Genomic DNA, 19182 nt, shown 5'->3' with positions numbered 1-19182 from the left:
AGTCGCCCTCATCGCGCCTGCTGATCACCGTGACCTGTTGCGGAACCCGGTTTTTCGAGTGGCTCCATGCGAATGGGCACGCCGTTGATGATCGACATTCCCGCTATCGCCTCGACATCGGTGTGATCCACGAGGTCGTTCGTGTTGGCGCCCGCGAACCGATTCGATCGGTGCCAGGAGCCGCCTCGGTGTCCCCAGCCGTTGGGCACGCTGACGACCCCTTGCCGAATAGCGTCGACGACCTTGATCGGGACTTCGATCGATCCGACCGCCGATACGAGACGGACTGTCTCGCCGTCCCGTACCTGCGATACCTCCGCGTCTCGCGGATGCACGAAGGCAACGAACCGGTAGTCGTCCGGATAAAGCCGCGCCGAATTGTGCATCCAGGTGTTCTGCGAGCCCTTCTCCCGTCGGCCGATCATGCGTAGTGGCCATGTCTCGTCGGAGTCGTGATACGAACGCATTCGGCCGATCTCGGACCGGAGCTGCTCCGAATTCAGTCGTACGCGTCCGTCCGGTGTCGGAAGGTCCGCTGTCAGACGACCGGCCGGCAAGGTCTCGCGGAGGGTTACTCCGTGGGGGAACTCCTCCACCAAGGTCTCGAAGGTGAGGCCGGCTCCCGGCCCCTTCTCCAGCAGCCGGTTGATGAGGTCGGTCGGCGTCGGCCGGCTACCACGCGCTTCTGCCAACTGTTCGAGTTCTTTGTCCGGACACGAGCCGCCCAGTCCCATCCGGCGCGAGATCTCGTCGAAAATCCACCACGCGTCCCGCGCCAGTCCCACCGGTTCGATCACAGCTCGGGTGGCGTAAGCAGTGGGTCTGAGTTGCAGGTCGCCGGTCGTCACCGGATAGTCGTCCCGCTCGTACATCGCCGTGACCGGGAGGAACACATCGGCGTACCGATTCGTCTCGTTCACGTAGAGATCGATCGCGAGGGAAAAGTCCAGCTGCTCCAGGGCATTCTCGAGACGTTCCCCACCGCCGCCGCTTGCCAGCACGGTGTTGCATCCGCGCATCACGAGGGCACGTATCTTGCCCGGCCCCGGTGTGCTGATATCTGCGGCGAGAGCTGCGCTGGGTAGACCGCCACCGACCTCGGGGCGCCCTTCGACCCGACTGCGCTTGATCCCGGTCTTCGGACCGGGCCGACCGGGTGCGAGGTCGATGGCCGCCCAGCCCGCGAGTACCCCACCGACCCGGTCGACGTTTCCGGTGATTGCGAGTACCGAGTCCAGCAATATGTTCGTCAGGGTACCGAACCGTTGCACGCAGGTGCCGGTTCCTCCGTAGACGATTGCCGATTCGGAGCGAAGAAATTCTTGCGCCACGTCGAGTACAGTGGTCGGCTCGATGCCGCAGTGTTCAGCGCAATCGTCGATATCGAATGCTGCCATGAGCGCAGCGAATTCGTCGAAACCCGCGAATGTTCTTGCCAGTTCGGCATGCGCCCGCTGATCACTGAGTTCCAGAATGGTTTTGCACAAGGCCACGAGAAACCACGGGTCCGTGCCCGGCCGAATGCTGATGTGTTCGTATCGCTGGGCTGTTCTCGTCCTGCGGGGATCGACGACCAGTACCCGCCCACCGCGCGCCACAACGGAGTCGAAAGCATCGCGGATCCGTGGTTCGCTCACTCGAGTGCTTCGCGCATCCAGCGGGTTCGCGCCGATGATCATCGCCAGGTTCGTGCGCCACAGATCCGGGCGCGGGAATCGTGAGATATCGCCGTAGAGTGCTTCGTTGGCTGCGAGCCGGGAGGCGCCGTCCTCGGCGTTGACGGTGTAGCTGGTTGTGATACCGAGCGCCGCGGAGAATCCGGTGGCCCACAAGAAGCCGCCCGACTCGAAATACGGAGGGTTACCGCGTAAGTGGGCGATGGCCTCGGGCCCGAACTCGTCACGAATGGCAGAGAGGCGTTCCGCGCACCGGTCGAGAGCTTCGTCCCATGTCACCGGCACGAAACTCCCGGGCGGACCGTTGCGCACCATCGGGGTGGTGATGCGATCCGGGTCGTAGGTCAGTTCTACGAGGCCTTGGGGCTTACCGCACGAGAATCCACGGGAATGCGGGTGTGCGTCATCGGGGTGAACTCTGATGAGCCTGTCTCCGCGAACGTCCGCGATCAGGCCGCAGCAGGCTTCACATATCCGGCAGTAGGTGGCCTGCGAACGCAGAGGCCCTCGATGCTGCGGGTTACCGGCGTCGTGGATATGTCCCGGTGCGGCAGGCAGGTTCGAATGGAGACCGTTCATTTTTTGATCTCCGACTCTCGAGCACCGCATGAACCATTGCCCGGCCATCCGAAATCATCCGCTCCGGGATCCCCGCCATTCACAATCCGGAGCATTCGATCCAGACTCACAAGCTTCCGGCGAGGTTTCGGGGGGACGGCGGCGCGGCCGGCCTTTCGCTCCTCGGCATCGATGGTCCGCCAATCGTCCATATCGATAACGTCGGACCGTCTCGATCGAATCATCCGGCCGATATCACCGGGCTCGACATCGGGTTCGGGCAGCCCTCCGGAGTTCAGATCGTCGAGCAGCGCGCCGACTGTTTCGCGTGCACAGACCTTGTTCGTGCCGATCACCCCGGACGGCCCGCGCTTGGCCCAACCCACACAGAACAACCCCGGCAGCACCTCCCCTGACTTCTCCTGCACCACCCGGCCGGCCCGGTTCGCGATGGTGCGCGTCGAGTCGTCGAAGGGCAGGCCGGCAAACCGGGATATGGTGTACCCGACCGACCGAATCACCAGCCCACATTCGATGGTTTCTGTGGAGGCGTGTGAAACTCCGGCCCGGCCGAACGAGATCGAATCAACTCGCTCCTGACCATTGATACGCAGTGGCACGGCGCCGAACCGGAAGACGACCCGCTTGACTCCGGCTTCCGCCGGCCGCCGCGCATCCGGCAAGCGGCCGAAGATCTCGACCTTGCGTGCTTCGGCGCTACCGGCCGGATATCCACTTCGACTCAGCCGGGCCACCTCCTCGGGTATCGCCGCGACCGCCACCCCGGGCAACCGGCACAACTCCGAGAGTTCACCACTGGTACAGGCCGCCTCGGCGGGACCGCGCCGCGCGGCGATCACCACCGTCTCCACCGCGCTGCCCCGCAACGCGGCGATCGCGTGATCAGCCATATCTGTCGTCTCGAGTGCGGCAATCGGGCCGACCAGCGTGCGCGCGACATCCAGTGCGACATTGCCGTTGCCGACGACAACAGCGGTATCCGCAATCAGGTCGTACCGGAGGTCGGCGAAGTCCGGATGGCCGTTGTACCACGACACGAACTCACGCGCCGAGCACGATCCGGCGAGTTCCTCGCCGTCGATGCCGAGCATCCGGTCACCGTCGGCCCCCGCGGCGTAGATGACGGCGTGGTGGCTCCGCCGCAGGTCGTCCAGACCGATATCCCGGCCGACTTCCACGTTGAAGTAGCAGGTTACGTTCGGATGCGCGAGCACCGACTGGAACACATCACCGATCTGCTTGGTATTCGAGTGGTCGGGTGCGACGCCCGACCGCACCAGACCGAACGGGGTGGGCAGGCGGTCGAAGACGGTGATCTGGATACCCTCGGTACGGCAGAGTTCGGCGACGGCGTAGCAGGCCGCCGGCCCGGCGCCGATGACCGCGACTCGCGCCGCCACCGGTGCGGTCGCCGACGCCACCGGACCGATATCGAAATAGCGCCGGTCGATGGGCGCGGCCTCGAAGTAGCCGGCATTGATCGCTAAATATTCCGAAAGGTCCTCGGGCAGCTCGAACGCATCATGGACGGCCGACACCGGGCAGGCGAACATGCAGGCCGAACAATCGATGCAGGTGTCCGGGTCGATGTACAGCTGCTCGGCGGTTCGGAACTCCGGGTCCTCGGGACGTGGCCGGATCGCGTCGACGGGGCAGACCTCGACACACGCGGCGTCATTGCAACAACCTGCCGTGATCACGTAAGGCACGCGCTCAACCACCTTCGGGGATTCTCCAACAGCGCAACGAGCGTTCAACGCTCGGCTGCGGTGGTGATGAACATCTCATGAGCCTTCAGAAGACCATGATGATGTTAGTTTGTCAACGAACAATCTTTTGTGTATCAATGCGCTTCGCCTGAAGCCTTGCGCTCGGACCACTGCCGGACCAGCCCGCGAGGTTCGGAATGAAGCCCCCCACCCGGTTTCGAAACGCTCTCGGCAGCAGCTACTTTCACGATCCGACGCAACCGGCCGCCCCGGAGGTTCCTGCGTGATGGATAGGTCGGCGCCGCAGCTTCGGCTCGCAGTCGCCTGTCTCGCCGCGCCTACGCCCCCGTGAACGCGATCTCGATCGGATCGAGTAGATCCCCCACCTCGTACACGTCACCCAGCATCATCGTCCCGAACCAGGTCAGCCGTGGCCGCGGCACAATCAAGCGCCGATCCGAACCCTCCCAACCGACGAACGCAGCGATTTCCGATCGCTCCCCCGTTCGACCGGAAGGCGGCGCCACCGAGACCGTACTGCGACCACCGGCAACCATGTGCACGTGCGGGTCACGGAACTCGACCGACAGCACGCCCGAATGCCCCGTGAAGGCGAGTGTCCCGCGGAACGCGTAAGTGTCTCGACCGCGGCCCAGCACCGAGTCTGCCGGTGCGGGCGTAAAGACTATACGGCCGTCGTCTCCCACCCGCGCACCGTCACCGACTCGCTCCTTGCCGTCGGACAATGCGGCAACGTAGGCGCGGAAGCTGCTCCGGACGGCCCACCGCAGGGCGCCGTACCGAATCGTCTCGCCGGGCGCGGGATCGCTCACGACGGGACGTCTCCGGCCGGGTCCGCGACGATCGCGTCACGCAATCGGACCGCAGGGTCGAGCACGGCACTCGGCGCGATCCGGGCGCCGAGTACCTGTCTGGCGTCGACGTAGTCCTTCATCGCGTTGATGGAATCGACTGCGCACACCCGGCCATTGCGGAGGTAGACGACCGAGAAGGCACTGGAGCCGGAGCCGGTTCGCACGATGGTCTCGTCGTGCTCGGTGAACAAACCGATTGTTTTGATCTTGATGTCGTACTGGTTCGACCAGAAGTACGGAACCACACCGTAGGTCGCGTCCTCACCCATGATCGATTTTGCGACGATTTCGCCCTGCTCCACTGCGTTCTGCAGCGATTCCAGACGTACCGATCCACCGTCGTCGCCAGGAAAGCAGGTGCAGTCACCGGCAGCGTAAACATCGGGAAGACTGGTTCGGCCCTGCAGATCCACTTCGATGCCGTTACTGCAGCGCGCACCGGCCGCGGCGAGGACGCCGGTATTCGGTTGAATTCCCACCGAGACCAAGACCACGTCGGCCGGGATGTCCCGGCCATCGCTCAGGAGAACCCCGCCGGCTCGACCATCGGTCTCGGCAATGCCGGTGACAGCTGCATCCAACTCCACATGGGCGCCGTGGTCGAGGTGCCGGCGCAATACGTACTCGGCGACCTCCGCGCCGGTCACCCTCGCAAGCAGGCGGGAGCGCGCCTCCACGATGGTCACCTCCGCGCCGAGCTTGACACAGGCGCTCGCGGCCTCCAGGCCGACATACCCCCCGCCGATGACCACGACCTTCTTCCCGGGACGGATCTCGGCCCGGAACCGCACCGTGTCTTCCAGGGTCCGGAGCTCGTGCACTCCCGGGAGATCGACGCCGGGGAGGCCGATCCGGATCGGGTCCGCCCCGGCGGCCCACACGAGACGGCCGTAGCCGAATCGCTCGCCCTGGACAGTGACCACCACATGCGCATCGGGGTCGACCGTCGCCACCCGCCGGTCGAGCAGCAGGGTCACGCCGGACTCCTGCCAGAATGCCGAGGGCCTGAGCAGCAGTTCAGACTCGGTGACAGCGCCGTTCAGGAACCCCTTTGTCAGCGGCGGCTTTTCGTATGGCTCGCACAGTTCTCCCGAGAGGACACCAATGCTGCCCTCGAAGGAATGTGCGAGCGATGCGGCCACTTGGACGCCGGCGTGCCCCGCTCCGACGATCAGGACATCGAAAGCACCGCGGTCACGTGACCCGGACCGAGCGGAGCGGCTCATTCCGGGACCTCGACGGATACCTCTGCGATCGTCTCGGTCAACTTCATCTGGCAGCTCAGCCGACTGCTGTCACGCAGGTCGTCCACCAGCTCGAGCAGGTCCTGCTCGTCGGCCGAGGCCGGCTTGAAACCGGTCTGGTCCGCGCAGTAGACATGGCATGTCGCACACGACATATCACCACCGCATTCGCCCACGATCCCGGGAATCCCGGCCTGGACGGCAACTTGCATGATGGTCTTGCCCGCCTCCCCCGCGACTACTCGCTCCTGGCCGGGCAGGTGGAAAGTTATTTTGGTCATTGAGTGGGCTCCAATCATCGGCGGAACACGCCGTAAGGGGAATGGGGCGCGCGATGCGTACCGCCGCTCTCCAGAGTCGACGACGCAGCGGGTTCATGGTCAGGGCAAGCTCCGCCACGGCGCTCGGCTGCACCCGGGGACGTCCAGCCGTATCCGAGCAGATCGGCTTCCGGCCCGAACCCGCCCACGCCGAAACTTCCACGGACGACGACCGAGAGCACTGTCATCGTCATTGAGGACTCCTCGGATGCAAGGGCGCGACAGTAACCTCCGCCACAATCTTTCTAAGGCAGGAATGTTTGCTTGTCAACACTCAAACTACCTTCTCGGCGCTCTCCGACATCGCCAACGCAGCCGGCGAAAGTCACCCGACATCCCCGGAAGGCCGAACCTCGACACCGAACTCCGATCTGGCGCTGCACGATCGACGCCACCCCGGACAAGAAGAGCGCACCCCGCTGTCGCGAGCCGACGGCCATTGAGGCCAGGCCGCGCACACCTACGCGGCAGCATAAATTGCTTGTTGACAAACTTCCTCTTGTTCCGTTTCATTGCTTGCGCCCCTGCTGTAATCGATCCCGACGGGAGCCGAGGCCCCGGACGGTTGATGCGGCGCCGACGGTAGCCCGAACCGAGCAGTCAACTCCAGACAAGGAAGCCGGGCCGCCCTCATTGCCTCAGCCAATCCGATATCCGATACCTCGGCTTCTTTCTGCGGTCGTGCGCCACCACAACGAAATGCGCCGGACACCGAGAGGCTGATCATGGAGTTTCGACCCGAGGAATTCGGGCTGGTCGACGATGGATCGACGACCGAAGTAATGATCTACAACGTGCAGCAAGGACGCATGGCCGAAGCAGTCGAAGTCTTCCAGGATGTTTTTCACGACTACAGACCCGAGGGGTTCAAGGTAGTCTTCGCCGCCGCCGACGTTGCCAATCATCGACTGATCTGGGTCCATCGATACGACAAGGATTTCGATCTGACGAACCGCTTCTACCTGGGTAAATACCCCGAGTTCGTCCATTGCCTGTGGTCGGGAACGCGGTACGACGCCCTCGCTGCCTCACCCGGACAATTGCCGGGATTGTCGTGACCCACACCAGGTCTTCGTACGTATCGAACGAAATGAGAGGTCTCGGTGAGTAACCCCGCGAAAACTCTGGAAGAACTGGAGCACGGGCCTACTGTCGAACTGAAGGTCTATGAAGTGAAGCCCGGAAGATGGCACGAGTTCCTCCACAATTGGAGGAAGATCGTCAAGCTTCGCGAGGCGGCCGGTTTCAAGGTCGAATTCGCGGTAGCAGACATACCCGGCCGGCGTTTCGTATGGGGCGTGAGCCTGGACGGCGACTTCAACTCGGAGAACGTCAAGTATCTCGGTGGCGACGATCGCCGCGCGGCGAATGTCATCTCGGATTACGTCGAAAAATTCGAAATCCCCCGGGTCGTCTACATTCCGATTGACTGAGCACGCCGCGAAGGCAACAGAAGTAGCGACGTGATCGCCCCCGGCGACAGGTGATAATGCCTGTCGCCGGGGAGGCGCCGGCTCGGACGCCTACGTACTCATCGCCGGTGTACCGGTGACTCGCCACTGGCGAACTATGGGATCGGCCGGTCGACCAGAAGCGGCCAGATTCCGTCGGCACCGGCCGCCGCGACCAAGGCTCCGAGCTCCTCGGCAGACTCACCGACACTGCCGAACTCGTCGCGCCAGCTCCAGATCCTTGTGGTGGACTGCCGCAGGTCGTGCTCCTCGGTGAATCCGATCGCGCCATGAATCTGGTGCGCGATCTTGGCAACCTTGCCCGCCGAGTCCCCGGCGGCTGTCTTGGCGGCCGCGATCGCCGTCTGCCACGACGAGCCCTCGTCGAGCGCTTGCGCCGCCGACTCGGCCACCACCTTGCACACCAGGACCTCGCCGGCCATGCCCGCGAGCTGCTGCTGCACCGCCTGGAACTGGTCGAGCGCGCGGCCGAACTGGTGCCGGTCGGCTGCGTAGGACAACGACATCTCCAGCGACCGGCGAGCGGCGCCGGCCATCAGCGCCGATCGGCCGAAGGCGCCCCGCGCCGTGAACAGCCGCGCATCGACCGGTGAGTCCTCGGGCAGCGGGTGAATCCGGTCTGCCTGGACCGGGATGCGATCGAAGATCACGTCGTCGCGCGGCTCCCCCGCCAGGTTGCTACCGGTTCGGACGTCGATCTCCCCACGACGGAGAAGCACGACGTTTCGCCCGACGAGCAGTACCAGGTGGCGGGCGTACCGCGCCCAGGGCACCCGGGCGATCTTCCCGTCCAGGACCCAGCCGTCCGGCACTCGGGCGAGCTCGACCTCCGGTCCGCCGACAGCGGCCGTCATCGGCCCGGCCGGGATGGTCACGCCGCTCTCGGCGAGCTGCCAGCCCGCCTGGAGTGCGGTCTCCGCGAACGGCACCGTGGCGGAGTGCGCGCCGAGCACCTCCAGTACCGCGGCGGCCGTGAGCAGGTCGCCTCCCGCGCCACCCCGTTCTTCGGCGACGGACAGGAGCGTGACGCCGATCTGTTCGAGTGCCGCCCACAGTGGCTCGTTCCAGCCTGCGCTACCCGCGCCCGATTCCGGGTGCCTGCTACATGCGTCGGTCACCGCCTGGGTAAGCGCCTCGATGAAATCGCTCATGACACCCTCAATGTCTTCGCTACGATCCCGCGCAGGATCTCGTTGGTACCCCCGCGCAGCGTGAATCCTGGGCTGTGCAGGATGGCTTCGGCCATCATCCGCGGCAATCGATGGGGCGAACCGAGATCGGGTTCGACTCCGACCATCAGCCGGACGGCATCGATCAGCGTGCCCTCGAATTGCGTCCCGAGGTCTTTGACGATCGCCGCGGCCACGGCGGGGTCGCGACCGTGCTCGAGTCGCCCGGCCACCGCGAGCGACATCTGCCGCAGCGACCACAATCGCGCGACGAGTTCCCCCAGCCGGACACGATCCACGGTCGCCCCGCGGTCGGCCAGCGCGCGCAGCGCCTCCACCAGGAGCGGAAAAGTGGACAGGATACGTTCGGGTCCGCTGCGCTCGTGCGCGAGCTCGCTGGTGACCTGCTTCCAGCCGGCACCGGGCTCACCCAGAACTCGGGAATCGGGCACGAAAGTGTCCTGGAATACCACTTCGTTGAAATGGTGCTCACCGGTCAGCAGATTGATCGGTCGAACCTGGACGCTCGGATCGGGCAGTTCCACGATGACCTGGGTCAGACCGGCATGCCGGTTCTCGTCGCGCGGCGCGGTACGGACCAGGGCGATCATGGCATGGGCATGATGGGCGCCGCTGGTCCAGATTTTGGTGCCGTCGAGCTTCCAGCCACCCTCGACCCGGGTAGCGCGGGTGCGCACCGAGGCCAGATCCGAGCCGGTATCGGGTTCACTCATCCCGATGGCGAAATAGCATTCCCCGCGGGCGATCCGAGGCAGGAAGGTCCGGCGCTGCTCCTCGGTCCCGAAGTTCATCAGCGCCTGCCCGGACTGCCGGTCGGCGATCCAGTGTGCGGCGACCGGCGCGCCGGCGGCGAGCAGCTCCTCGGTGACCACGAATCGCGCGAGCGCCCCGCGGTCCGAGCCGCCGTACCTCTCCGGAAAGGCCATACCGATCCAGCCCCGGCTGCCCAGCCGCCGGCTGAAACCGGGGTCCCAGCCCGCGAGCCATTGGTCGCAGTGCGCGGTGATCCGGCCCGCCGCGATCTCGTCGTGCAGGAACGCTCGAACCTCGTGCCGCAACTTCACCAGGTCCGCCGGGAGCGGTACCGGCGACAACGTCAGGAAATCCATCGATGCCTTCCAACGATCGGGCCGTTCGCCGTCATCGCACTGCCCAGCGGCCGGTGTAGTGCGGCGGATCGGTTTTGTCCAGGAATGCCCGGAACGCGGCGGGCGCGTCCTCGGTCGCGAAATTGACCGCCTGGGCGGCGGTCTCGTTGCGGATCGCGGTGGGCAGGTCGATATCCATGCCCGCGTTCATGAGGGCTTTGGTCTGCTCGAGCGCGATGGGCGGCAGGGCGGCCAGCCGCTGCGCGATATCGGCGACGAATTCGTCCAGCTGGTCGACGGGCTGCACCCAGGTCACCATTCCCAGACGATACGCCTCGGCCGCGCCGATCACCTCGGCCAGCAGCGCAAGCCGCTTGGCCTGTTGGAGGCCGACGATCCGCGGCAGCAGCCACGAGCCACCGAAATCTATGGACAGCCCACGGCGACTGAAGATTTCGGAGAACCGGCCACGCTCGGAGGCGATGACGATATCGCAGGCCAGTGCCATGTTGCAGCCGGCGCCCGCCGCCACTCCGTCCACCTTGGCGATCACCGGCATCGGCAGCTCGAACAGCGCGTGAGCGACGTCGCCGATCCGGCGCAAACGCGGAATCGGATGTTCGTCGTGTGTGCTCTTGGCGACGTCGGCACCGGCGCAGAAATCGCCTCCGGCGCCTTGTAGTACGACCACGCGGGTGCCGGCGTCGTTGCGGATCTGCTGCAACAGACCGGTGAGCGTGCGCCACATGGATTCGTCGATCGCGTTCTTGCGCTCCGGGCGGTTCAACGTGATCGTGGTGACGCCGAGTGCCGACGTGAGCAGCACCGGGTCCGATGAGTTCGTTGTCATGTCTGTGCCCCTCAACGGCCTTCGAACACTGGTGGGCGTCGCTCACGCAGAGCCGTTCGGGCTTCCTGGGAATCCCGTGTTCCGTGGACGACGGCGAAATGGGACGAAATGAGGTCCAGTGCGGTGCGCAGATCGGTATCGGCCGACTGCTGCGCAGCGCGCTTGATCATCGCGACATTGACCGGTGGCTGCTGGGCGAGCCGGGACGCGAACGCCCGGTACGCCTCGGTAAATTCGGCATCGGCGTGGACCTTGGTGGCCAGGCCGATTCGCAGCGCTTCGTCCGCGTCCACGAAGTCGCCGGTCCACAGCAGCTCCAGTGCCTTCGCCATACCGACAAGGCGGGGCAGGTAGTAACAACCCCCGTCGCCCGGGACCAAGCCGACGCGAATGTAACCCTCGGACATCCGCGCCGACTGCGCCAGCACCCGGATATCGCACATGAGGGCCATATCCATACCGGCACCGACGGCCACACCGTTGACAGCGGCGATCAGGGGCTTGGACAACTCGTCGACCGCCCGCGCCACTTCGTGCACTCCGTCTGTCAGCATGGCTTTCAAGGCCAGCGGCTCATCGCCCACTGCCTCCAGGACGGAAAGATCGACACCGGAGCAGAATGCGTCGCCGGCGCCGGTGAGGACCACGACACGTACGTCGGGATCGGTGCGCGCGGAACGCAGTGCGGCGGCCCACGCCTCGATCATCTCCAGCGTGAACGCGTTCTTCACTTCCGGACGGTTCAGCAGGATGGTGCCGACACCGTCCTCCACGGTGTACTCCAGATCAGCCACGCCGATACCTACCGCGGTGCCATGCGGAGGGCGCCGTCGAGACGGATGGTCTCGCCGTTGAGGTACGCGTTCTCCAGAATGTGGCCGGCCAGATGGGCGAACTCGTCGGGTGTCCCGAGCCTGCGCGGATTCGGGACGCTTTCCGCCAGGCTCGCGCGGACATCCTCGCGAAGCCGGCCCAGCAGCGGTGTATCCATGATTCCCGGTGCGATCGCGCAGACACGGATGCCCTTGCTGGCGAGGTCGCGCGCGGCGGTGAGCGTCATGCCGACAATGCCGGCCTTGGAGGCGGTGTAGGGAATCTGCCCGATCTGGCCCTCGTACGCCGCCACGGAGGCAGTGAGGACGATGGCACCGCGCTCACCGGCGACCGCCTCGTGCTTGGCCATCCGTGCCGCGCCGAGCCGGAGTGCATTGAAGGTACCGACCAGATTCAACCTGATGACGAACTCGAAGTCCTCGAGAGAGCCCGGGTTGCCCTCTTTGTCGAGCAACCGGAGCCGGCGACCGGCCCCGGCACAATGCACGACGCCCTTCAGCGGGCCCACGGCTTCGGCCGTGTCCAGCGCTGCGGCGAAGGAAGTCTCGTCGGTCACATCACCGGGCGCGAACAGCGCGTTGTCGCCCAGTTTCGCGGCTACCGCGGCACCGTCGGAGGTGGGGAGGTCGATGAGTGCCACCTTGGCGCCGCCATCGATCAAGCGCGTCGCCGTGGCCAGGCCGAGGCCGGACGCTCCGCCCGTCACTGCGAATAGGGATCCGTTCACCTGCATGCTGTTCTCCTATCAGCGGCGCGCGCGGCGCGCCGAACTTGTGTTTCCCTGCGGGAAGCCGAGGGTGTGGCCGCCACGACGACGGCCTGTGGGTGGCTCAGAGCAATTCGAGGATGGTGGCGTTTGCCAGGCCGCCGGCCTCGCACATGGTTTGCAGTCCGTACCGGATACCGTTGGCGCGCATGTGATGCACCAGCCGGGTCATCAGGATGGCCCCCGAGCCGCCGAGGGGGTGGCCTACGGCGATGGCCCCGCCCAGCGGGTTCATCCGGTCCGCCTGGGCACCGGTCTCGGCCAGCCAGGCCAGTGGAACCGGCGCGAACGCCTCATTGACCTCGAACGCGCCGATATCGTCGATCGCGAGCCCCGATTTCTTCAGCGCCAGTTCGGTCGCCCGGATCGGCGCCGTCAGCATGATCACCGGATCATCACCGGCGACAACAGCGGTGTGGATCCGCGCCAGGGGCGTGAGCCCGTGGGCCCGGGCAGTATCGGAGGAGGTCAGCAACAACGCGCCCGCGCCGTCGGAGATCTGCGAGGCGTTGCCGGCCGAGATGACGCCGTCCGCTTTGAAAGGCGTCGGCAGCGTCGCGAGCTTCTCGAGCGAGCCGCCCCGGCGGATACCCTCATCGGACTCCAGGCCACCGATCGGTACCAGTTGCGAGGCGAATGCCCCGGCATCCACGGCGGCGGCTGCGAGTTCATGCGAACGCAGGGCGTACTCGTCCAGCACGGTGCGGGAGAACCCCCACCGCTCGGCGATCATCTCCGCACCGACGCCCTGGTTGAAGCCTTCGACGCCGTAGCGCTCCAGCACCGCGGCGGGAATCGCCTGAGAACCTTGTGCCGCACTGCCCATCGGGACCCGGGTCATCGATTCGACGCCGCCGGCGACAGCGAAATCGTAGTGTCCCGCTATCACCCCCGCAGCCGCGAAGCTGACCGTTTGCTGACTCGAACCACAGGCCCGGGTCACTGTCGTGGCCGGGACGCTTTCGGGCCAGCCGGCCGCCAGTACCGCGTTGCGGCCGATATTGCTCGCCTGCTCGGAGACCTGGCTGACACAGCCCCAGATGACGTCGTCGATGACGGCGGGATCGAAGCCGTTGCGCTCGGCGAGCGCGCGGAGCACGGCGGCCGAGAGATCTCCGGGGTGGATCTCGGCCAGAGCGCCCTTCCGTTTGCCGATCGGCGTCCGCACCGCATCGACGATGACCGCGTCTCGCATCAGTTTCTCCTGTACCGAATTTTTGTTGGTTGTTTAACTAATTATATTCCCGAGATGACACCATATGTCGCGGCCGGACGCAAGGGGCATCCGCTACTCCGCGATCACTGCTTGGCGGTCTCGCCACCGTCGATCACGTAGACGGCGCCGGTCACGAACTTCGAAACCGGCGACGACAGGTAACAGACCAACGCACCGATCTCGTCCGGCTCCGCCATCCGGCGTGCGGGAATCTTGCGCACCCGCTTGGCCAGGACCTCGGGGTTGCCGGTGACATAGGACTGCGCGTCTGTGGCAAAAGCCCCGGGAGCGATGGCGTTGACCTGGATGTCGTGGCGAGCCCACTCGGCCGCCAATGCTTTGGTCAGCTGAATCGCCGCGCCCTTGGAGGCGGAGTAGGCAGCAAGCGTCGCCTTACCGAGAATGCCCGAGGTCGACACCACATTGATGATGCGGCCACCCTGTTCGGCCTCGACGAAGTGCCGCCCCGCCGCTTGCGACAGCACAGCGATCGAGGCCACGTTGACCTCCATGGTCTCGTCGAAAACGGACATATCCATCTCGAGGAAGTTCGCCGCGAGGGCGATGCCCGCGTTGTTCACCACGACGTCGAGGCGCCCCAGCCGATCCACCGCGACCGCAGCGAGCGCTCCGACCGCTTCGCGGTCCCGCATATCGCACACATGGGGGTGGATTTTCCCCGGGAAGCTCTCCGCGGCAAGCTCTTTCAGGCTGTCCTCGGTCCGTGCCACCGCCAGCACCTCGGCGCCCTCGGCCGCCAGCGCTCGCGCTGCCGATCGCCCCAGACCTTTGCTCGCGCCGGTCACGATGACACCGCGACCCTTCAACTGCATATCCATGGTGTCTACCTCGCCAGATCGGGAGCGCACTCGGCGCTGAGTGGGCGCCCGGCCGGACGACCGGGCCTTTCCTGGGCTGCCTGCTCAGGTCGCGCCGACCGAGCGCCGCCGCTCATGAGCCCGTCCACACCGGCGCGCGCTTCTCGGTGAAGGCCCGCGCACCCTCGGCTGCATCCGCCGACGACCGCACCGGGTTCGTGAACTCGGATTGCCGCTCGAATGCCTCGTCGGCCGGCCAGCCGGGACTGTCCTGCAAGATCCTCTTGGTGGCCGCGACCGCCAGCGGGCCGCAGGCAGCGACCTCGGCCGCGAGCTCCCGGGCAGCCGCGACCGCGGCGCCCGGCGCCACCAGCTGATTGATCAGGCCGTAACGACTCGCGTCGTCCGCGGATATCTGTTTGCCGGTCAGCGCAAGTTCCATGGCGAGGTGATACGGCAGCCGTCCGGGCAACCGCAGCAAACCACCGCCGGCGGCGACCAGGCCGCGTTTGACCTCGGGCAGCGCGAAGAACGCCTTTTCCGAGGCGACGATCATGTCGCAGGCCAGGACGATTTCGAAGCCCCCCGCAACGGCGGGGCCGTCGACCGCCGCGATGATCGGCTTGCGCGGCGGCTCCTGCGCGATTCCCGCGAACCCGCGCCGCTCGGTGACCGGACGCTCACCGCGCAGAAACGCCTTCAGATCCATTCCGGCACAGAAGGTCGGGCCGTTCGCCGCGAGCACCGCGACCATGAGGTCACGCCTTTCGTCGAGCTCGGTCAACGCATCTTCGATCGCGGTGGCCATGGCGAGATCGACGGCGTTACGTGCGCTGGGCCGATTGAGGGTGATGGTGCGGACTCCGTTGTCGTCGGATACGAGCACCGGCTCATCGTGGGTAGTGGTCATATCAAGCTTCCGGAAGTCGTGGGGCGGCGGCCGAACAGCCGAACTCGCCGTACGGAGGTAATGGCAATGACGCGCGGCGCCGGCATCGAGCCGGTCTCATCCGCTCGCGGGCAGGTCGATGCCCAGCAGCTTCGCGAGGTTCCCGCCGAGGATTGCGTTTTCGTCCTCGGGACTCAGGCCGAGGGCCCGGATGGCCGCGATCTCCGTCGCCGGATCGGTCATCGGCCAGTCCGATCCATACACCACCCGATCGGCACCGTGGCGGCGGATGATGCTGATGACCCGCTCCGGCGGGAGGATTCCCATACTCGGCGGCCATGACGTCTCGAGGTGGATATCCGTGCCGACCGTCCACCGTTCGGCCTCGTCGAGGACCTGGTAGCCGCCGTAGTGCGCCGCGATCAGGCGCAGGCCGCTGATCGCGGCCATCATCTCGTGGAGGCTCTTCGGCGCACCGCGCTCGTTCTGGTGCGCGTCGCCGCCGGAACCGACATGCGCGAGAACCGGGATGTTGTTCTCCGCCAGCGCGACCAGGATCTCGCGGGTCCGCTCATCCGCGAACGCCACCTCCTGGAACAGCGGGTGCAGTTTCACACCGACCACACCGTTGTCCCGTAATGCCGCGAGGTTTTCTTCCACGGACAGATCGGGATGCACGGTGCCGAAGGGTACGAAACGGGAGCGATCGACGCGGCCGACGAACTCGTTGGTGCGCCGCACGGTCCGTCCGACATTGGCCACCGCGAGCGTCAGGGCCATATCGATGCCCGCCGCATCCATCGTGCGCCGAAGACCGTCCAAGGTGCCGTCGTGCACCGGATCCAGCCCCACGGGACGATCGGCGAGGACCTTGCGGGCGATCTCGTCCGGCCAGACATGGCAATGGGCGTCGATGATCATCGGCGATGCTCCTTGACCAGTTGTTTGGACAGTGCGTCGAGCAGAACCTCGGTGGCGCCTTCGTAGACGCGCATCGGGCGTGCCGCTCGATAGAGTCGTTCGATCCGGGAGCCTCGGATGAGCCCGAACCGGCCCATGACCTGGACACTGCGGTCGACCACCCGGCCGGTGACCTCCGTCGCGCCGATCTTCGCCATCGAGGACAGGTGCAAACTCCCGCGGGGGTCCGCCGCGGCGGCCTGGGCCACCTGGTAAGTGAAGCTGCGTGCCATCTCGATCTCGGTCCACGACATTGCGAGCATCTGGGGTACCGGCCCCAGCCGCGCCAGCGGGACGCCGAATTGCTCACGTCCCGTCGTATGTTGCAGTGCGTCCTCGAGCGCCGCCTGCGCTGTACCGATCGCGGCACCGGCAACCGAGACTCGGAAGGTCGCAAGGGTGGCGAGCACAAGACCGAAGCCGTTGCCCGGTTCCCCGATCCGGTGCGACAGCGGAACCCGGACCCGATCGAACTCGATATCGCCCAGGACGTGGGGCGCCACGATCTGGTGCGGCCGGCTGGTGGTGACGCCCGCGGTATCGGCCGGCACCAGGATCAACGAGTAACCCACCCCGTCACCGACCTGCTCCTTGCCGAGTACACAGTAGAAGCTCGCGTCACCGCCGTTGGTGATGAAGCTCTTCGTACCTGTGACGACCACTTCGTCACCTTCGGTGACGATTGTCGTGGTGATCGATTTGAGGTCGGAGCCGACGTCCGGTTCGGTGAGCGCGAGTGCGGCGATCGCCTCCATGTCAGCTACGCGCGGCAGCCAGTGCTGTTTGAGCTCCTCGGTCCCGCCGACAGAGATCGCATAGCTGCCGATTCCCTGCATGGCGAACAGAGAATCGAGGTGGCTGGAGGAGGCCGCGAGTTGTTCCCGTACCACGGTGACAGCCAGCGGGTCGGGATCGGAGAAGTGACCGCCGTACGCCGCCGGAACCTGTACTGCCGCCAAACCGCTGTCCCGCAAGAGCTTCAGGACCTCGGCATCGACCGAATCGCTCTCGTCGGCGCGGTCCGCGTGGGGAAGACACTGATCGGCGAGTTCACGTGCGCGCTCCCGGAGCGCGACGTGCTCGGCACCGAGCGTGGGGAACGGTCCGCTCACAGCTTCACCGCCACGAACTTCGTCTGTGTGTAGTGGCGCAACGCCTCCATACCTTTCTCTCGGCCGTAGCCGCTGTTCTTGACGCCGCCGAAGGGGCCTTCGACGAGTCCGGTGAGCCAGTCGTTGACATACACCTGACCCGCTTCCAACCGCGCTGCGACTCGATGTGCCCGGGCCACGTCTTTGGTCCAGATACCGGCCGCGAGCCCGAACTCGGAATCGTTCGCGATGGCCACGGCCTCGTCCTCGGTGCGGAAACGCAGGACCGCGAGTACCGGTCCGAAGATCTCCTCACGGGCAATCGTCATCGTGTTGGTGACGTCGGTGTAGATCGTCGGCTGGATCAGCCAGCCGGAACCTGTCGCCGACCCACCGAAGGCCAGGGTCGCGCCCTCCTGGCGGGCGATATCGAAGTACGACTGGACCTTGGTGAACTGGTCCTCGGTCGTCATCTGCCCGTAGGACTCACCGGGCCGGACGTCGGCGACCCGTTCGAGCAGCAACCGGACGAATTCGTCGTGGATCTCGTCGGCGACGAGAAGGCGGGTACCAGCGCTGCACACCTGGCCGGCGTTCGCGGTGAACGCGCGCACCGCCCCCGCGGCCGCCTCGGCGAGATCGGCGTCGGGAAATACGATGTTGGCCGACTTTCCACCGAGTTCCAGGGTCAGCGGCAGCACGCGGTCCGCCGCCACGCGCCCGATCTCACGGCCCGCGCGCAGCGAACCGGTGAACGCGACCTTACGGACGTCGCGGTGCTCCACGAGAGGCTGTCCGACTGCCTGACCGGTGCCTGTGACGACGTTCAGGACGCCTGCCGGCAGTCCGGCGGCGGTGGCGATGCGGGCCAGCTCCAACGTGGTCGCCGAGGTGAATTCGGAAGGCTTGACAACAACTACGTTGCCGGCCAGGAGGGCGGGCGCCACGGCGCGTGCCGCCTGGTTCAGCGGTGCATTCCACGGGGTGATCACCCCGATGACACCATACGGTTCGCTCGTCGTGTAACCGTGCGTACCCGGCCCCAGGTCGATCACCTCCCCGGCGGCGATATTGGACAATCCCGCGTAGAAGTCGAAATAGGCTGCGGCGGCATCGACTTCGCGCAACGACTGGGCCGCGGGCTTGCCGGCCTCGGCTCCTTCGAGGTCCGCGAGCAACTGGCGCTCGGCACGGATACCGTCGGCGATATCGGCCATCAACCGGCCGCGTACCCCCGGCTTGTGTGCGCGCCAGCCCGGGAAAGCAGCCGAAGCGGATTCGACGGCGGTCGCCACATCCTCGCGGGTCCCGGCTGCCACCTCCGCGACCGTGGCGCCGGTCCACGGGGAGGTCGACGTGATGTATTCCCCGGAGGCCGGAGCGGATTCGCGGCCCTCGATCCAGTGACCATAAGGCTTCACGAGACAACCTTCCATGCGGCCGGATGACGACATGTGCATTGCATGGCTCTCAGCATGCCGTAAATTACTCTTTTGTCAACCAACAAAGTTTCTCTTCCGTTCGCCGGCGAAACCGAGTAGGACTGGGACAGCGATCCCCCTTCACTCGCCATCTGCGCTGGCGGCACCCCGGAGCGACGACACC

Annotated in this window: 18 protein-coding genes; 2 read left to right on the top strand and 16 right to left on the bottom strand. The window is 65.9% G+C overall.

The features are described from left to right. Window positions 1-8: 8 nt before the first annotated feature. The 5 genes from ABZ827_RS21720 to ABZ827_RS21700 all read right to left on the bottom strand — a co-directional run bounded on the left by ABZ827_RS21720 (window position 9) and on the right by ABZ827_RS21700 (window position 6364). A complete protein-coding gene (locus ABZ827_RS21720) occupies window positions 9-2255 on the bottom strand; it encodes a molybdopterin-dependent oxidoreductase (RefSeq protein ID WP_357239337.1) in 2247 nt (748 codons plus the stop codon). Beyond that, window positions 2252-3964 carry an FAD-dependent oxidoreductase gene (locus tag ABZ827_RS21715; protein WP_357239334.1) on the bottom strand — a complete coding sequence of 571 codons (1713 nt, stop codon included), beginning with the start codon at window positions 3962-3964 and terminating at the stop codon, window positions 2252-2254. The genes ABZ827_RS21720 and ABZ827_RS21715 overlap by 4 nt, the downstream gene beginning before the upstream one ends. Window positions 3965-4302: 338 nt before the next feature. After that, window positions 4303-4797, bottom strand: coding sequence for an HtaA domain-containing protein (locus ABZ827_RS21710; RefSeq protein ID WP_357239331.1), 495 nt, complete (start codon window positions 4795-4797; stop codon window positions 4303-4305). Beyond that, window positions 4794-6065, bottom strand: a complete 1272-nt coding sequence (locus ABZ827_RS21705; protein WP_357239328.1) for an FAD-dependent oxidoreductase — start codon at window positions 6063-6065, stop codon at window positions 4794-4796. Before ABZ827_RS21705 ends, ABZ827_RS21710 begins: the two co-directional genes overlap by 4 nt. Then, the gene (locus ABZ827_RS21700; protein WP_357239324.1) at window positions 6062-6364 is read right to left on the bottom strand and encodes a 2Fe-2S iron-sulfur cluster-binding protein; all 303 of its coding nucleotides are present in this window, start codon (window positions 6362-6364) and stop codon (window positions 6062-6064) included. The genes ABZ827_RS21705 and ABZ827_RS21700 overlap by 4 nt, the downstream gene beginning before the upstream one ends. Window positions 6365-7128: 764 nt before the next feature. Here ABZ827_RS21700 and ABZ827_RS21695 point away from each other — a divergent pair. Continuing rightward, complete coding sequence (locus ABZ827_RS21695; protein WP_357239321.1) at window positions 7129-7461, top strand: hypothetical protein; 333 nt, start codon at window positions 7129-7131, stop codon at window positions 7459-7461. A 45-nt stretch (window positions 7462-7506) separates the two neighbouring features. Beyond that, entirely contained in the window at window positions 7507-7836 is a 330-nt protein-coding gene (locus ABZ827_RS21690; RefSeq protein WP_357239318.1) for a hypothetical protein, read from the top strand. Window positions 7837-7970: 134 nt separating this feature from the next. Here the strand turns inward: ABZ827_RS21690 and ABZ827_RS21685 are convergent, their stop codons facing one another. From ABZ827_RS21685 to ABZ827_RS21635, 11 genes are all read right to left on the bottom strand, one after another. Continuing rightward, window positions 7971-9026: an acyl-CoA dehydrogenase family protein gene (locus ABZ827_RS21685; protein ID WP_357239315.1), complete on the bottom strand. Its 1056-nt coding sequence runs from the start codon at window positions 9024-9026 to the stop codon at window positions 7971-7973. After that, window positions 9023-10174 carry an acyl-CoA dehydrogenase family protein gene (locus ABZ827_RS21680; RefSeq protein ID WP_357239312.1) on the bottom strand — a complete coding sequence of 384 codons (1152 nt, stop codon included), beginning with the start codon at window positions 10172-10174 and terminating at the stop codon, window positions 9023-9025. The genes ABZ827_RS21685 and ABZ827_RS21680 overlap by 4 nt, the downstream gene beginning before the upstream one ends. Before the next feature lie 31 nt (window positions 10175-10205). Then, on the bottom strand, window positions 10206-11003 hold the full coding sequence (locus ABZ827_RS21675; protein ID WP_357239309.1) for an enoyl-CoA hydratase-related protein: 798 nt from the start codon (window positions 11001-11003) through the stop codon (window positions 10206-10208). A gap of 11 nt (window positions 11004-11014) precedes the next feature. Next, window positions 11015-11797 (bottom strand): enoyl-CoA hydratase-related protein, encoded by a 783-nt coding sequence (locus ABZ827_RS21670; protein WP_357239306.1) that lies wholly within the window; start codon window positions 11795-11797, stop codon window positions 11015-11017. 8 nt (window positions 11798-11805) lie between these two features. Beyond that, window positions 11806-12570 carry an SDR family NAD(P)-dependent oxidoreductase gene (locus tag ABZ827_RS21665; RefSeq protein ID WP_357239303.1) on the bottom strand — a complete coding sequence of 255 codons (765 nt, stop codon included), beginning with the start codon at window positions 12568-12570 and terminating at the stop codon, window positions 11806-11808. 97 nt (window positions 12571-12667) lie between these two features. After that, window positions 12668-13798 (bottom strand): acetyl-CoA C-acyltransferase, encoded by a 1131-nt coding sequence (locus tag ABZ827_RS21660; protein ID WP_357239300.1) that lies wholly within the window; start codon window positions 13796-13798, stop codon window positions 12668-12670. A gap of 104 nt (window positions 13799-13902) precedes the next feature. Further along, window positions 13903-14658: a glucose 1-dehydrogenase gene (locus tag ABZ827_RS21655; protein WP_357239297.1), complete on the bottom strand. Its 756-nt coding sequence runs from the start codon at window positions 14656-14658 to the stop codon at window positions 13903-13905. Window positions 14659-14770: 112 nt separating this feature from the next. Continuing rightward, window positions 14771-15547 (bottom strand): crotonase/enoyl-CoA hydratase family protein, encoded by a 777-nt coding sequence (locus ABZ827_RS21650; protein ID WP_357239294.1) that lies wholly within the window; start codon window positions 15545-15547, stop codon window positions 14771-14773. A gap of 96 nt (window positions 15548-15643) precedes the next feature. Next, the gene (locus ABZ827_RS21645; RefSeq protein WP_357239291.1) at window positions 15644-16447 is read right to left on the bottom strand and encodes an amidohydrolase family protein; all 804 of its coding nucleotides are present in this window, start codon (window positions 16445-16447) and stop codon (window positions 15644-15646) included. Next, window positions 16444-17598 (bottom strand): acyl-CoA dehydrogenase family protein, encoded by a 1155-nt coding sequence (locus ABZ827_RS21640; RefSeq protein WP_357239288.1) that lies wholly within the window; start codon window positions 17596-17598, stop codon window positions 16444-16446. The genes ABZ827_RS21645 and ABZ827_RS21640 overlap by 4 nt, the downstream gene beginning before the upstream one ends. Next, the gene (locus ABZ827_RS21635; protein WP_357239285.1) at window positions 17595-18998 is read right to left on the bottom strand and encodes an aldehyde dehydrogenase family protein; all 1404 of its coding nucleotides are present in this window, start codon (window positions 18996-18998) and stop codon (window positions 17595-17597) included. The genes ABZ827_RS21640 and ABZ827_RS21635 overlap by 4 nt, the downstream gene beginning before the upstream one ends. Between the last annotated feature and the right edge of the window lie 184 nt (window positions 18999-19182).

Origin of the sequence: Nocardia sp. NPDC019395, assembly GCF_040632335.1 — a bacterium.
Lineage (GTDB): Bacteria > Actinomycetota > Actinomycetes > Mycobacteriales > Mycobacteriaceae > Nocardia.
This window is presented reverse-complemented; position numbering and strand designations above follow the sequence as displayed.

What these genes read in the sequence shown, in the direction of transcription:
- ABZ827_RS21680 (WP_357239312.1), bottom strand. Translation starts at nt 10,174, where the DNA reads ATGGATTTCCTGACGTTGTCGCCGGTACCGCTCCCGGCGGACCTGGTG.
- ABZ827_RS21650 (WP_357239294.1), bottom strand. Translation starts at nt 15,547, where the DNA reads ATGACCACTACCCACGATGAGCCGGTGCTCGTATCCGACGACAACGGA.
- ABZ827_RS21695 (WP_357239321.1), top strand. Translation starts at nt 7,129, where the DNA reads ATGGAGTTTCGACCCGAGGAATTCGGGCTGGTCGACGATGGATCGACG.
- ABZ827_RS21655 (WP_357239297.1), bottom strand. Translation starts at nt 14,658, where the DNA reads ATGGATATGCAGTTGAAGGGTCGCGGTGTCATCGTGACCGGCGCGAGC.
- ABZ827_RS21660 (WP_357239300.1), bottom strand. Translation starts at nt 13,798, where the DNA reads ATGCGAGACGCGGTCATCGTCGATGCGGTGCGGACGCCGATCGGCAAA.
- ABZ827_RS21705 (WP_357239328.1), bottom strand. Translation starts at nt 6,065, where the DNA reads ATGAGCCGCTCCGCTCGGTCCGGGTCACGTGACCGCGGTGCTTTCGAT.
- ABZ827_RS21700 (WP_357239324.1), bottom strand. Translation starts at nt 6,364, where the DNA reads ATGACCAAAATAACTTTCCACCTGCCCGGCCAGGAGCGAGTAGTCGCG.
- ABZ827_RS21675 (WP_357239309.1), bottom strand. Translation starts at nt 11,003, where the DNA reads ATGACAACGAACTCATCGGACCCGGTGCTGCTCACGTCGGCACTCGGC.
- ABZ827_RS21665 (WP_357239303.1), bottom strand. Translation starts at nt 12,570, where the DNA reads ATGCAGGTGAACGGATCCCTATTCGCAGTGACGGGCGGAGCGTCCGGC.
- ABZ827_RS21720 (WP_357239337.1), bottom strand. Translation starts at nt 2,255, where the DNA reads ATGAACGGTCTCCATTCGAACCTGCCTGCCGCACCGGGACATATCCAC.
- ABZ827_RS21645 (WP_357239291.1), bottom strand. Translation starts at nt 16,447, where the DNA reads ATGATCATCGACGCCCATTGCCATGTCTGGCCGGACGAGATCGCCCGC.
- ABZ827_RS21685 (WP_357239315.1), bottom strand. Translation starts at nt 9,026, where the DNA reads ATGAGCGATTTCATCGAGGCGCTTACCCAGGCGGTGACCGACGCATGT.